We start from the raw sequence: 13,524 nt of genomic DNA, 5'->3' as shown, positions 1-13,524 counted from the left end.
TTGGGGGGGGTATGTATGTGACCATGGTCTCGGGCCAGTGAAGCCATGGCACGTGAATAAACATTAACTGGTAATTCTTCGTACTCAATGTCTCACCGTCCTTAACAGCCCTAAATCTAGGCTTATTCCATAGAGACTCCTCATTAACTTGCTAGTCATTGGATGACCAATGAAGGTAATTCCTGGATTCCTCTCATACAAAGCCCTTATTGAGCCGCTGTGGTCTGACTCCATGTGATGAATTACGACGTAATTCAGGTCACGTATATCGATTACGGAATTTAGGGCATTAAGAAACTCACTCTCTAAGCCCTTCTTCCAGGTATCGAAAAGTACCGTAGTATCGCCATCAATCAGTAAATACGCATTATACGTGACCCCCTCCGGTATTTCCCATAAAGCCTCAAAGTACTTAGTTGATGTGTCATTGTATCTTAGAATAATTAGATCCTTACTCACCTTATCTATGACTACGTTATTCTCGATTTTCATTACAATACTTAAAATAATGTGAATTTTAAGTCAAGGATAGTATGTTTATTTAAAATAACTTCTTTATTTCAATTAAAATTAATATACTAAAATATGAAAAATTATGTTTTTATATTTATTCTTATTCAAATTTATTCATTAGATCCAGCCCCCCCTAACCTTCATTGCGTTGTATATCCTGTCCACAGCCTCTACGTATGCGGCCTCCCTTATCGTTACCTGGCTCGTACCCAGCTTACTCCACCTATTCATTACCCTATTGAATGTGTCAAGCAATATCCTCTCTAGCCTATTCCTTGTCTCCTCCTCATCCCAGAAGTACCACTGTAGATCCTCAACCCACTCCAGGTATGACATCACGACACCGCCGGCATTAGCCGCAAGGTCAGGTAGTATCCAAACACCCTTTGAGTGCAGTATTTTCTCTGCGTCAGCCGTCGTTGGCCCATTCGCACCCTCAACTATTAACTTAGCCTTTATGTTATTGGCATTGCCCTTGTGTATCACGTTCTCGAGCGCGGCAGGTACTAGAATATCGACCGGTAGCTCCAAGACTTCGTCATTCGTTATCTTCCTAGTTCCTGGAGCATCGTAGTTCATGACGGTGCCAGTCTTATCCTTAACAGCCTTAACCTCTGCCAGGTTAAGGCCGTTCGGGTTATAAACACCGCCCTTACTATCCGTTACGGCGACGACCTTAGCACCCATCTTCTCCAGCCAGTACGCTCCCCCCCAATAACCAACATTGCCAAATCCCTGAACAGCCACAGTCTTACCCTCAATGCCACCCCCCCACAGCTTCTTCGCCGCCTCCCTAGCCCAGACAGCTACGCCAAAGCCCGTTGAATACTCCCTAACTGGGTTGCCCCCCCATAGCACCACAGGCTTTGCCGTAAATACGCCAGGCACGTTGTGGCCTGCGATCTTGCTATACTCATCAACCATCCAAGCCATTATCTGTGGGTCAGTACCAACGTCGGGCGCCGGTATATCAACCTCAGGGCCTATGAATGGTGCCAACGCCCTTGCATAACCCCCCCTGCTTAACTCCTCAAGCTCCCTCTTGCTTAACTTCTTGTAATCAACGGCAACAGCACCCTTGCCTCCACCGTATGGCAAGCCATTTAACGCGTTCTTAAAGGTCATTACCGTGGCCAGCGCTATGTCCTCCTCAAGCGTGACCTCTGGGTGGAACCTTATACCGCCCTTGTATGGTCCTAAGGCGTTGTTGTGCTGTACCCTGTAACCCGTGAATACCTGTATTTTTCCGTTGTCCATCCTAACGGGTATGTTGACGGTTATTATTCTCTGGGGGGGCCTACTTAGGATTTCATAGACCTCCTGTGGGTACCCGCCTAGCTCTATAGCTCTCTTTAGTGTTTGTAACACACTTTCTAGGAATGTAGTTCCCCCCCTTAGTGACATCGAGACTATGTAAGTGATGGGTTATTAAATCTTTCTCTATTGGCTTATGTAATACGAGCGCACTATGGGTATTAAGGTCAAAGGTTAGCATTTAAAATTATTAATCAACGCCATTATTGAGAAATGCAATGAGCCAGAAGGCGCTTAATAGGTTAATGACTAAGTTGACCAAGGAGAATCTGTGGATTTACGTAGTTAAGCTATTAATGGAGAGGCCCATGTATGGTTATGAAATAGCGAAGGAGATAAGGGAACGCTTTAATATTAATATAACAAACGTTGGGGTTTACGTGGTGCTTTATAAAATGGAGAGGGATGGCCTTGTCGAGACGTATGTTAGTGACGGTTCCAAGATGTATAGGTTAAAGCCGGAAACGGTAGAGCTTTGGTTAAGGGCTAGGGACTTCATATCCTCAATCCTCAAGCAAATCTTTAACTGTGGTGTTGACTGTGGTTCTGGGAAGACTCAAGGATAAGGTGGAAAGGGTTGGTAGGAAGCTCCTTGAGGGGGGGGCCTCGTTAGGGTAATGCCTAGGAATCCCAACGCGTTGACGGTATCGTCCTTAATCATAGCGCTGCCGACACCCTACCTGATGTGGCTGCATCATTATTGGGCTTACGTATTAACGTTTGCATTATTAATAATTGCGAGTGCCTTCGACATGCTTGACGGATTAATAGCGAGGTATTGGGGGGGGAGGACGTCCAGGCTTGGCGCCTTCCTGGACTCCACGTTGGATAGGTATGTTGATTTCATAGCGTTGATTGATCTTTGGATCGTCAGTAATATGGACCTACTAAGTATGGTCTCGTTATTACTCGCCATATTGGGTTCCCTAATGACGAGCTATACCAGGGCCAGGGCTGAGGCGCTCGGTATTAAAATGATTGGTGTTGGGCTTCTTGAGAGGGAGGAGAGACTTATCCTGATTCTTCTCATTCTCTTGATATTCATAATCACGGGCGCAGGCGCTGTGGCGTTGTATGGCTTACTCCTCCTTGCGTTGTTAACGAATATAACGGCCATAGAGAGGATAGTCACTGTTGTTAAGTCCTTGGGTTCCTCGGGATGATTGAATGCAGATTAACAGCTTTAGTGGTTGGGGGGGAAAGTTAAGCTTTATTAATTAATCCTTAGACACAGTAATTGTGGGTATGCCTGAGGAGAGTGAGAATGTGGTTATTTACATAGAGAATGAGAACATAGCCAATAAGGAGATTGTTAAGTCGAGTCTCACGGATACTGTGAAGAGCTACGTTAAGAAGCTATTGGATAAGTGGAATCCGGAGGAGTCAGACTTCATAGTCCTTAAGGTGCCTCAGACCGTGAGCCTAAACCTACCGCTGAGTAAGGAGCTTTATAGGAAGGTTGAGAAGTACGGCGTTAAGAGGGTTGGTAATAAGGCTGAGGTTGAGATACCGACCTACGAGATAATATATAGCAATAGGTGGATGGGTGAGGACATGGAGGCCGACAGGTTCGTCGTGATAATGCCCTACATAAATGATGACGTCATAAACCAAGTAGTGAATAACATATTGTCATCATTAGCCTCCGAGAGTGAGGGGGGGGAGGGTGAGGAATTTCTTGAGGAGTGAATGCCTCGTATTCCGCATTAGTACTTGTTACGTAGTTTCACGAATAATTATCTATTATTGATGAACCCATTATACTCTCAAACTCTATCCCAAAGGCGTCAAGGACCTGCTCAAGCGACGTCCTTAGGTACTCAATGTACTTATTAGGGTCGATCTCATCAATCCTAGCCAACTGTATCGGCCTTACCCCCCCTCCTTACCTGTGGTCTTAACATAGATTATTATATCGCCGGGCCTCACGTTATAACCAAGGCTCTTCAACTGCAGTGCGGCCTTGACGTGCTGCGGCGTGTTCTTTGTGTATGATTCAAGGGGCTTTGTTAAGGCTGTTCTTATCGCTAGTTTATTAAGTGGTATTTCCTTCCTCTGTAATTTCCTGTAGTAGTCCCTTACCTTATCCCTAACCTCCTCAACGACCTTACTGACATCCTCGAGCCCCTGGATGTCCGAGAGTAGTCCTACGACCTCGTTAAACGCCTCTTTAGCGAAGTCGGGGGGGGTATTCCTCTTCTTACCAACTAATCCCTTTATGTCTAATTCACCACTCTGTAGTATGCCCACGTAGTTCTTCTTCCTACCACTCATGGCGACCAACTTATAGACCTTATCAAGCTCAATCTCTATCCCGAACTCCCTATCCACCCACTCAATTAATTCCTTGAGCTTCTCCTCATCAGGGTTCCATATGAATAGGCTATCGGTATCACCATAGATAGGCACTAACCCAAGCTCCAGCGCCTTCAGCACGGTCCTAGATAGTACGTACCTGGCCAGGGCGGTCGTTAACTCAGCGGCGGGTGGGCAGTATAGCTGAAATACCTCAGCCCCCTAGTACGCCGTATGATGCGTTGATGAAGACCTTGAGGGCGCTCTGCACCACATTATAGTAGCTCCTCAATAATTCGCTTTGTGCCGTCTTCGCCAACTTCTTATATACGTAGGCCCTCAAGTCCCTGAGCAAACCAACTATTAGCGCCGTTAACCCCCTCCTATCATTACACACCCAATGGGGGGGTAGTTCAGGTATTGGCTTATTGCCTTGCTCCTTCTCGCTTGGGCATTTAACGGTCTCGTAAGATATATTCCAACGCTTAATCACTGATGGGTACATACTTGCAAAGTCAAGTACGTAGACGTTCGGGAATATGCCAGGCATTGGCTCCAGGACTATGGCGCCCGCGTACTTCTTACCCTTGATAATAGCCTTAGTCGCTACGTCACCCTTAACCTTAACGATATCCTCCTTCTCAGGTATTAACCAACCCCTCCTCCTATGCTCGTAATAGAGCATGTTCCTAATCCATGCCGATATTTGGCTCCTGACCAAGTCGTCGGGCGGTGTTTTAGAGATCCTCGACATTAATATTATTAACCTCAGCACTAGGTTATTGTCGTACGTCGTCAGGTAAAGCCCTAGGAATGCATCCCTGAAGTTATAATTAATTAGCTCGACATAGCTCATTTGAGACACGGGTTTATCCCTACTCAGCTTAGACATGCCTATCACTGCATGGGCTATGGTATCCAGCGTCCTATCCATACCCCCCCTGTACTTACCACCAAAGGCATAAACCTCAATGGCCCTAATGTTGAAGAACTTATATAGATCGAGGTGTATCCCAAGGGCTATTGATGCCTCATTCCTCCTCAGTATTATTGGTATCTCCTCCTTCTTAAAGCCGAGCTTTAAGGCCCTATGGTATATGTAGGGCAGGTCAAAGTTATCGCCATTGAACGTAATTAATATTGGGTATTGTAGTATTATTGAGAATAACTCCCTAAGCATTTCATACTCGCTATCGAAGAACTCGACCTCGACATCATCGTACATGAGGTCCTCGAGATCCTCGGGCTTTAACTCCATGTCCGGTCTCCTTAAGACCAAGACCTTCTTTAACCCATCACTACCTGCGAGCCTATGGCTATGATCTCGTAATTAGCCTCCTTAGGATTCGGCACCCTATTCTCCTGCGGTGTAAACACCTCTATGTCGAGAGACAGCCTCTTAATGTTTGGTACAGGGGGGGCTTGGAACAGCGGTATCCACCTCCTCGCCTCCTCAAGGAATTCCTTATCATTCGCATATAACTTGTTTATGAACTCCTCAATCTCGGCGGGCACCTCAATGGTACCTGCACCAATTTCCCATCCTCAATCCTATAGAACATGCCGGGTATGATCTCGTTATCGTATATATAGCATAGGTGATACCTAATCCTTGACTCCCACGTCTTTGGAAGCAACTCCCTTATTGAGTCAGCCTTACCTCCAATGCTTAGTGGGTCCTTGGCGTTTATTTTCGTGAGTACAACCCTCCTATCACTTAGTGGGTCATACTTCTCAACAGCCTCTACGTGGCTGAATCCTGGGTGTAAAATCACCTTCGTGAACTTAGTAATCAACTCCTCAGGCCTTACGTTAGTTAGTAGGTAGGGTTTATGCCCTGTGTTATCATACCAGAAGTAAATTCTATCATTGACTGGGTCATAAAGCTTAACAAGGGCTTTACCGACCTTCCCGTCATAGGTCACCGTTAGCACTATTGATGGCGGCGTGTTTTGCGGTGTCTCAGCCTTTATCGTTATTTCCTCCTCTTCCTCCTCCTCACGTTCCTCAAACTCCTCCTCTTCAAACTCTTCCTCCTCTTCCTCATCCTCCTCCCTATACTCCTTAACTCTCATTTCTCAGCAATATAGCTATAATAACTGACTTATTAAGTCGCCGCCTTCCCTGCCTTAGGTACTACGGCTTTCACGCCCATGTGTGAGTAGAATTATTAAGTAGGGTGTGCTGGTTAATCGAGCAATGAGTAGGTATTTAGGCGATGTTATTTGGCCCACGATACTCCTAATAGCGATAGTGATTCCTGTATTCATCACCTACGAGCCATACATACTAACGAATACCCACTACGACATTGCATCATCAATAACGCAAACCCTAAGTAATGCCGTGAAAAACCCAATCAATGCCCTATCAACATACCTCCTCGGAGACCTGGCCCCCATACCTATACGTAGTAATTGCGGTTTTACTCATAGTAAATAGGCGAAGAATTCATGAGCTACGTAATGAACTAGGCCTATCATGGAAACCCCTATTTGGTAAGTTAACCGTACCCATAATCATTGCCTTAGCACTAATATGGTTCCTAATTAGCGGTTTAATACCCTCATGATTTTTATACCCCCCCAGGTCTCACTAACGAACATCCTCATCATGGTTTACACGCTATACCCAATAGCCGTTAGTGAAGAAGTGGTGTTTAGGGGCTTCATGCTTAATAGGTTACTACCTAGGAATGGTTCCGTTGGTGTGATCACGGCAATGCCCGCGGTGATTATAGACGCCATCTACTTTACCGTGGCGCACGTACCCGTTTACCTGGCCGTTTACGGAATGAATAACGTAACTCCATTGATTTATACGCTTGCTTACATACTCGTTTATGGGGGGGTAATTTCCGGCGTTATATTTATATCAACGAGGAATGTAATACCTGATATAATTATTCATTGGATTAATGATTACCTATCTATAATAACCGTGATTTACCTAGCGCATTAATAACGGCGTTACAGAGCGTGCCGGAGATCTTCATTGAAGCCTCCTTATAATCCTCAAGGTCAATCAATTCCTCAGGTTTTGAGTGTATAGGCAGTGGTTCGACTGTTACGAATAATATACCTAATTCACTAATTTTTCTCTCAAAGTTCCTAAGCATCCTATTTTCACGGGACCCCGTGTAAGCGTTGTTGAGTATTGCGAGGATAGGCTTCCTACCATACCTAGCGAGTATGTCGATGTGGGTCTTAAGCCTGAGCAGTGCGCCTTCAATTCCATCAAAATTCGCGGAGGCTATCAACACGACATCAGTATTTACCTGCCTTATGAAGTCAAGCGTCGATGAGAAGCCACGCCTATACCTCCTTGATGAGCCCGTTAAGAGTCCCATAACACCCTCGACAATCAGCACATCCAACCCAATACTCCTGACGGTCCTCAGCACCTCCCGCCAATTAACCCAACCAAGTGACTTACTACCCCCCCACCTTAACTTAATGCTCATCCAGGGTTTAAGCGGCCTATTAAGGATGTAAAGGCTCGGGTGTAAATCCCTAATGTCACCAGCCAACTTGGCAACCCCCCCCACATAATAACCAGCCCCCCCGCTAAGGCAGTGCATTAATGCGCTTGTTATTAGCGTCTTACCCTCACCAGTCATTGTCGATGCAACGGTAATAACCCTTGTACCAACTCCAGAGTCACCGCCTCTCTTACTTACCCAGTCATTCTCACGGTAACCCCCCCTGTAATAATTCGGCACCTCATCCTCAGTAACCCCAATCTCACTGAGTATATTCCTCATTATTGGAGAATTCTGCCCAAGTATTCCGTGAACCATCGTTCCAAATACATTGTATTTACGTGATACAACTAGCGTGGGTGCATTGATCTCCTCATTCCTATAATTATACCTAGGTATGTGTGATACTCCAATAACCTGAACGTTATCTGATAAGACTCTCATCCTACCATACGTATGAGCCTGCCAACCAGTTAACTCGGTACCCACGAGATCTCTAGTGACCCAGGTCTCGCTGGTTATCCTAACCCTCACGGGTCCTGTGACGATTAGGGGCTCAAAGACTATGTCTAGAATGCCAAGACCCCCCCTGGAGTAACCAGGTAATCCCTTAACGTTGAGGTTCACGGCCCTTGATAATAATTGAGTACCTGAGCAAACACCTACGGTAAAACCACCCCCCCTCTCAACGTAATCCCAAATCTCCCTCTCAATCCAGCCATAGCGCTGTAATACCTGGGACTCAACCAGGGTTCCTGGAGGTAGTATTAACAGGTCGAGGTCCTTAATAATGCCTGGTTCATTAATACGTACATTAAATGGTAATTCTTCATAATAAGGCATCGCACCTCTAACGCTTAATACGCCAATCCTCTTCATGCGCGGTCACTCAGGATATTACCACTGCATCAATACCATTACTTACCAGGTTGATACGGTATCGGCATTATCATCAAAGTGCACGAGTATTTCATACCTCTTTGCCAGGTTCTTAATCATCCATGACTTATAAATTGGATCTGGTTGGGTATTATCATCAGGTCTCATGAATAATCCCTCAAAATCACCCACGCCAAAACTCCTTAGCTGTTTTATCGTGCACTCCCTCATTGATTCCCTCCTACCCGTCACTATTATTATGCCAAAACCCCCCCTATCCCTTAGTAACCTGAGGAAGTTTATGTTCCTCGGCTTTGGGCTATCCATGAATAGCTTATTGCAGTCAAGGAAGCAGTCCCAATCAACCTCATTATTAGGTTTAAGGCACAATCTCAACCTATTTTCTGAATTTACCAGTACTCCGTCTATGTCAAAGGACACGTACTTAATAATAACCACCCCTCAGCCATCGAATGCCAGGTCTAGGCACTCAATGCCATTACAACTTATATAATTAATACCAACCATCTTAGGTAAGTAGTACATTTGCTTAACCGACTCCGTAGCTACGGTATTAACCCCCAACACTCCTGAGGAATGGTGACACAACAGGGCACGTGGTCAATACCAAGTGTATATTGGAGTCCCTGAGCATATTAATGACGTCCTGACCCAATGAATTGATTACGAAGGGGGTCGTGGCTATATAAACAGGCTTCTTAGCTTCTTAAATCCCCTATTCCTTACGTAATTAATGACCGACATCACCTCATCAATACCGTAGTGGGGGGCATCCCAGGAATACCGCATCGAAATCCCGCACCTCAGACCTTGCATTCTTAATAATGTCATTTAGGTCTATATCGATTACCTCCGGCTTGTCCATCATTGAAAAGTACTCCCTATGATTTGGTGTTAATTCGTCAATCACCATGAATGCGTGGGGGGTGAGTATGTCGCGTAACTAGCCAATAATTGCTTAATTACGGCATTACTACTAAACCTAACCACTAGGTATGGCTTACCATCACCAACCAACTCAGCTATTTTCCTACCCAAAAGCCCCCCCGCAATCAATGGGTCACTAATTGGTTGCTTCCCATTAACCTTAACCACGTGTGTTGGTATCCTGCCATTAATCGTGTAAAGCCCATACCTTGGAACCCTACCGACCAATGCCGATAGGACTACGAAGGGTCCCGGCAATTTCTCGGTCCACGCGTCATGGACTGCGTTTACGTAGGCGACCGCGTTCGACTCCGCCAAGCGTGGTAGGTCCTTGGTCTAATTCGTAGATACTCATATGGAGTGCATGTCAACCATAGACTGGCGCCCATACTTCTTAATGCGTTTATTATCCTCCATTGCTTATCGATGAATTCCTTATCTATTCCCCAATCGTTGAATACGTCAATACCCACCGGGTTGACCGTCGTAAATACGCGGAACCTGGCATTGAGCTTAGCCAAATCCTCGAGATACTCAAGGCCTGGATCGCCTATTGTTAAGTAGGATACGCCGGCAATATGCGCGGTCTCAATCTCGAGTAACTTATCGGCCTTTAGCACGTCACCGACCTTAACCACTACCTGCATAGCCCTTGCTATGGCATCTCCATAGTCACCACGGAGCATCGCCTCCTCATACTTACTAAGGTACATTCGGTGCCTTGAAATCTATGAGGGAAAATAAATCTTATTAAATTAATTATATTACACGAACTCGATAATGCCCAATAGTAAAATCGACATATTTAGGAATGTCTCAGCATTATTTACTGATTATGATGCACAATAGCGCCAATAGACGTTGCCAGAAGCCTGAGTAAGCCCCCCTGGGCCTATTTATGAAAAATTGAGTGAAATAGGTAGGTATATACCAATAGCCGTAATAAGCACTAAGGACTGTGACTTCCTAATACCAAGGACAGGTTTCGCCAGGGCATGGTCCTGCACAAACGGTCTCGAGATAAGGATTAATAATAACCGCTACGTGCATGAGGACCTACCTAAGTGGCAGGATAGGCTTAAGTCCTTAATCAATGCTATAAACGGCGTTAATGAATTAAGGGGGGGCGTTTACTTAGAAATTAAGCGAGTTGGTGATTTAATCGGTGGATTAGGGATTGACTGGAGAAATAGGGGGGGTTACATAAGCATTGAGGCCCTTAATAACATCATTAAATTAGCAACCGAGTTAGGACTCAGGGTGATTAAGTATAGGGGCCACCCATTCATAGATGTATACCCGGGGGGGATTCAAATTGATAAGAGCTACGCTGTAGTAAGGCTCAGGGAGCTTATGGGCATAAGGGGGCCGGTAATGTACATGGGTGACTCAGAGAATGATATTCCAGCCATGAAGGTTGTTGAGTATCCCATTGGTATTAGGCATAGGTATAATGAGGGTCTTGACCTGCCGGTATTGCTGTGGGTTCGTGAGGATGAGCTACCCGCGTTTCTCGGTGATTTGCTCTCGGTTTTAAAGTCCAAGGTTCATTAACTTCCGTAGTCGAATTAACCTGCTTAATCGCCGTAACTTAATCTCATAATTAATGCTTACTTTTAAATCAATTCTAAGAGAGTTAATGACCCTAGACTCAGTAATGCCCTCAACCTTCATAGGCTTCTTGAGTGCCGTAATTAAATTAGTTAAAAACCTTTCTCTATAGTAATCAATAAACCCATAGAAATGGTTTAGGCATATAGAGTGCAAGACCCTCAAGGCCAACCCTCTCGCTGGGCTTCATTAAATGCCTATACTCACTGGCCCTGGGATTCACTAGGAACCACCTATTTCTCGGCATCAATACCCTGGGCAACCTACCCTGAAAACCACACCGCTTACACCTTAGTAAGCCCGACTTTCCCACAGACTCCATGGGGGGCCACCACACACTGGGCACCTCGGATTCCTCACCTCAACAAGCCTATCATGAAGAACCCTCATACCCTCAACGTAAAGGCTAAAATCACCGTTTGGCTTAATACCACCCCCACACCTGGGCGAAGCAGCCAATACAGTTCATTAATTCCTTGGAAATCCCTAGGTGCCTATATGCCAGGGCCTTCCTGTTATGATCGAATGTGATGAGTGCGTGACCCTTATCATTAAATGCTACGTTCGTAATAATACCCATGAGGTCAATATTCCTATAAGGTATGAACTCGCCATTACGTGATCTATGCTCCTCAGTTCCCTGGTTTGTTAGGTAGATGATCCAACCAATGGCATTATACATACTAGCTAGGTAATTGCCCATGGCTAACACGTGATAAGGCGAGTCACCTCTAACGCCAAAAAGTACTGGGTCGGGCCCGTGGGGGGGCTCGATGAGTACCTGCTCACCATACATGTTTAGGAACGTGAATGGTCTCGTTGTATCATCCCACGCACTAACATCGTTGGGTTCAATGGCTGGTCTATCCTCATTCTCAGGCCTATATGCGATGAATTCGTACGTAGCGTCGACCGGAACAAATCCTAAGGATGCTAACGCCCCCCCAATGACCCCCCCCTACCGCCCATGAGCTTGGCATTGACTTATCGGCGACTTTACGTGCGAGGTCCAGCGTAACCACATCCCTAACGCTTTTTCTATAAAACCAACGCAATTTCTCATTAATACTCGATAGGTCATTCACCACCATATACGCTATTCCAGGGCTCGTCTTACCAACCCTCTTAACCATTTGATCAATTAATGAATTCATTAATTCAACGTAATTCACAGCATCATCCTCATACTTAATTTGCATAATTATTGAGAGTGATGCATTACCTCTGGTCTTGAATGGTACGTATGGATTCAACCTAGTTAGTCGAGGTAGTCCAACAACATTATTTATCAATCCGTCCTTAATTAGATATTTTACAAATGAGTACATTACATAAGTTGTGCATCCACCGCCCTCCCAATCGGTATCATCAATACCAATCATTAAGTAGGGCATTTATGCGATAAGGCCTATGAGGAATAATATAATTCCTTCCTCATAATGCCCTGCCGAAATTATCTTAATTTAGGCGATGAAAGCCTTTTAAATTAAATTACCAGTTTAATAGCAATCAATTATGGTTGAGAGTGAGGAGCCTGAGAGGGAGGAACGTGAGGAGGGTGAGGAAGAGGAGACTGAGGGCGTTGAGGCTGAGGAGGCTACGGAAGAAACAACCGAAGAAGCGGAGGAGGTTGGTGGAGGTGAGGAGGGTGGTGCAGGCGGTGTTGTTGAGAGTGAGGAGTATTACAGGATAATGTTCCCGAAGGGTAAGGAGTTTAGGTACGTATTCACGGCTTTAGCTAATCTACTTCAGGAATCAAACCTAGTGATTGATTCTGAGGGTATTAAGATGAAGTCAATAGACCCGAGTAAGGTTTCCCTGGTAATCCTGAACATACCTGGTTCAAGCCTTGAGGAGTACACAGTGACTAAGGAGTTGAAGGTTGGGATAAGCTTTGACCTCGTTAAGAAGATTTTGAAGAGGGTTAAGGCTAGGGAGAAGGTGGAGCTAGGCGTTGATACTGCAAGAATAGGTTCTTCATAACGATATACACGAAGAAGGGTAGAGAGGGTGGCTTCTACAGGAGGTTTGGGCTCCCAATAATTAACATAGCCGAGGAGGAGGTCCCTGAACCCAAGCTTGAGTACCCTGTCAGGATTAGGATGGACATGGACGTCTTTGTCGACGTATTAAGCACCGCCAATGAGGTTTCCGACTCCGTGAAGCTCATAGCTAAGGAGGATTCATTCTCCATATTGGCCGAGGGCGAGGGTGGTAAGGCAATTGAAACAACCTACTCCAGCAGCGATGAGGTTTTCTACGAATACTCAGTGCAGGGTTCCCATGATTCCACATACTCCGTCGAATTACTGCTTGACTTCATTAAACCCATGAAGCAGATTAGCGAGACTGTTACAATAGAATTTGATAATAATAAGCCGTTAAAATTAACGATGGACTTCGCGATTGGGTCAATACAATTCTACCTAGCGCCTAGAGTGGCGTAACCCCTCAAATCGAATAATTTACATAATAATATATTT

At 45.2% G+C, this 13,524-nt stretch carries 18 protein-coding genes and 2 pseudogenes; 8 read left to right on the top strand and 12 right to left on the bottom strand.

What is annotated here, in order from left to right; all coding sequences use genetic code 11:
* Positions 1–84: 84 nt before the first annotated feature.
* Both JCM11217_RS05460 and JCM11217_RS05455 read right to left on the bottom strand, forming a co-directional pair.
* Positions 85–492 (bottom strand): hypothetical protein, encoded by a 408-nt coding sequence (locus JCM11217_RS05460; RefSeq protein ID WP_054842314.1) that lies wholly within the window; start codon positions 490–492, stop codon positions 85–87.
* Positions 493–630: 138 nt separating this feature from the next.
* Complete coding sequence (locus tag JCM11217_RS05455) at positions 631–1,917, bottom strand: Glu/Leu/Phe/Val dehydrogenase (RefSeq protein ID WP_054842313.1); 1,287 nt, start codon at positions 1,915–1,917, stop codon at positions 631–633.
* Between the two features lie 128 nt (positions 1,918–2,045).
* Between JCM11217_RS05455 and JCM11217_RS05450 the strand changes: the two genes are divergently transcribed.
* The 3 genes from JCM11217_RS05450 (at position 2,046) to JCM11217_RS05440 (ending at position 3,516) form a co-directional block, all read left to right on the top strand.
* On the top strand, positions 2,046–2,393 hold the full coding sequence (locus JCM11217_RS05450; RefSeq protein ID WP_054842312.1) for a PadR family transcriptional regulator: 348 nt from the start codon (positions 2,046–2,048) through the stop codon (positions 2,391–2,393).
* A 51-nt stretch (positions 2,394–2,444) separates the two neighbouring features.
* A complete protein-coding gene (locus JCM11217_RS05445; RefSeq protein WP_243678465.1) occupies positions 2,445–2,990 on the top strand; it encodes a CDP-alcohol phosphatidyltransferase family protein in 546 nt (181 codons plus the stop codon).
* Positions 2,991–3,072: 82 nt separating this feature from the next.
* Complete coding sequence (locus JCM11217_RS05440; protein WP_054842362.1) at positions 3,073–3,516, top strand: DUF2286 domain-containing protein; 444 nt, start codon at positions 3,073–3,075, stop codon at positions 3,514–3,516.
* 183 nt (positions 3,517–3,699) lie between these two features.
* On the opposite strand, the pseudogene JCM11217_RS14205 reads toward JCM11217_RS05440, so the two are convergent.
* The 3 genes and pseudogenes from JCM11217_RS14205 to JCM11217_RS14195 form a co-directional block, all read right to left on the bottom strand.
* Positions 3,700–5,347 (bottom strand): annotated as a pseudogene (locus JCM11217_RS14205) (DNA-directed DNA polymerase I).
* 62 nt (positions 5,348–5,409) lie between these two features.
* Positions 5,410–5,637 carry a hypothetical protein gene (locus tag JCM11217_RS14200; RefSeq protein ID WP_243678464.1) on the bottom strand — a complete coding sequence of 76 codons (228 nt, stop codon included), beginning with the start codon at positions 5,635–5,637 and terminating at the stop codon, positions 5,410–5,412.
* On the bottom strand, positions 5,610–6,197 hold the full coding sequence (locus JCM11217_RS14195) for a hypothetical protein (protein WP_243678463.1): 588 nt from the start codon (positions 6,195–6,197) through the stop codon (positions 5,610–5,612). Before JCM11217_RS14195 ends, JCM11217_RS14200 begins: the two co-directional genes overlap by 28 nt.
* Positions 6,198–6,321: 124 nt before the next feature.
* Here JCM11217_RS14195 and JCM11217_RS05430 point away from each other — a divergent pair, with 124 nt between their 5' ends.
* Positions 6,322–6,564, top strand: a complete 243-nt coding sequence (locus tag JCM11217_RS05430) for a hypothetical protein (protein ID WP_054842311.1) — start codon at positions 6,322–6,324, stop codon at positions 6,562–6,564.
* A 126-nt stretch (positions 6,565–6,690) separates the two neighbouring features.
* On the top strand, positions 6,691–7,083 hold the full coding sequence (locus tag JCM11217_RS05425) for a CPBP family intramembrane metalloprotease (protein WP_054842310.1): 393 nt from the start codon (positions 6,691–6,693) through the stop codon (positions 7,081–7,083).
* Here JCM11217_RS05425 and JCM11217_RS05420 read toward each other — a convergent pair.
* The 4 genes and pseudogenes from JCM11217_RS05420 to JCM11217_RS14185 form a co-directional block, all read right to left on the bottom strand.
* Complete coding sequence (locus JCM11217_RS05420; RefSeq protein WP_054842309.1) at positions 7,052–8,482, bottom strand: glutamine amidotransferase; 1,431 nt, start codon at positions 8,480–8,482, stop codon at positions 7,052–7,054. The genes JCM11217_RS05425 and JCM11217_RS05420 overlap by 32 nt on opposite strands.
* A 42-nt stretch (positions 8,483–8,524) precedes the next feature.
* Positions 8,525–8,941, bottom strand: a complete 417-nt coding sequence (locus JCM11217_RS05415; RefSeq protein WP_243678462.1) for an HAD family acid phosphatase — start codon at positions 8,939–8,941, stop codon at positions 8,525–8,527.
* A gap of 313 nt (positions 8,942–9,254) precedes the next feature.
* Positions 9,255–9,416 carry a hypothetical protein gene (locus tag JCM11217_RS14190; RefSeq protein ID WP_243678461.1) on the bottom strand — a complete coding sequence of 54 codons (162 nt, stop codon included), beginning with the start codon at positions 9,414–9,416 and terminating at the stop codon, positions 9,255–9,257.
* Positions 9,410–10,116, bottom strand: a pseudogene (locus tag JCM11217_RS14185) (aconitase X catalytic domain-containing protein). The gene JCM11217_RS14190 and the pseudogene JCM11217_RS14185 overlap by 7 nt, the downstream one beginning before the upstream one ends.
* 220 nt (positions 10,117–10,336) lie before the next feature.
* Here JCM11217_RS14185 and JCM11217_RS05405 point away from each other — a divergent pair.
* On the top strand, positions 10,337–10,984 hold the full coding sequence (locus JCM11217_RS05405; RefSeq protein ID WP_054842308.1) for an HAD hydrolase family protein: 648 nt from the start codon (positions 10,337–10,339) through the stop codon (positions 10,982–10,984).
* Positions 10,985–11,156: 172 nt separating this feature from the next.
* Here JCM11217_RS05405 and JCM11217_RS05400 read toward each other — a convergent pair whose 3' ends face one another.
* From JCM11217_RS05400 to JCM11217_RS05390, 3 genes are all read right to left on the bottom strand, one after another.
* Entirely contained in the window at positions 11,157–11,387 is a 231-nt protein-coding gene (locus tag JCM11217_RS05400; RefSeq protein ID WP_243678460.1) for a hypothetical protein, read from the bottom strand.
* 78 nt (positions 11,388–11,465) lie between these two features.
* Positions 11,466–11,933 (bottom strand): DUF1743 domain-containing protein, encoded by a 468-nt coding sequence (locus JCM11217_RS05395; protein WP_243678517.1) that lies wholly within the window; start codon positions 11,931–11,933, stop codon positions 11,466–11,468.
* Complete coding sequence (locus tag JCM11217_RS05390; protein ID WP_054842305.1) at positions 11,923–12,435, bottom strand: hypothetical protein; 513 nt, start codon at positions 12,433–12,435, stop codon at positions 11,923–11,925. Before JCM11217_RS05390 ends, JCM11217_RS05395 begins: the two co-directional genes overlap by 11 nt.
* A gap of 121 nt (positions 12,436–12,556) precedes the next feature.
* Here JCM11217_RS05390 and JCM11217_RS14180 point away from each other — a divergent pair, with 121 nt between their 5' ends.
* On the top strand, positions 12,557–13,024 hold the full coding sequence (locus JCM11217_RS14180; RefSeq protein WP_243678459.1) for a hypothetical protein: 468 nt from the start codon (positions 12,557–12,559) through the stop codon (positions 13,022–13,024).
* 119 nt (positions 13,025–13,143) lie between these two features.
* Positions 13,144–13,488: a hypothetical protein gene (locus tag JCM11217_RS14175; protein WP_243678458.1), complete on the top strand. Its 345-nt coding sequence runs from the start codon at positions 13,144–13,146 to the stop codon at positions 13,486–13,488.
* Positions 13,489–13,524: the final 36 nt, after the last annotated feature.

The sequence above is a fragment of the Vulcanisaeta distributa JCM 11217 genome (assembly GCF_001316005.1).
Taxonomy (GTDB): Archaea; Thermoproteota; Thermoprotei; order Thermoproteales; family Thermocladiaceae; genus Vulcanisaeta; species Vulcanisaeta distributa_B.
This window is presented reverse-complemented; position numbering and strand designations above follow the sequence as displayed.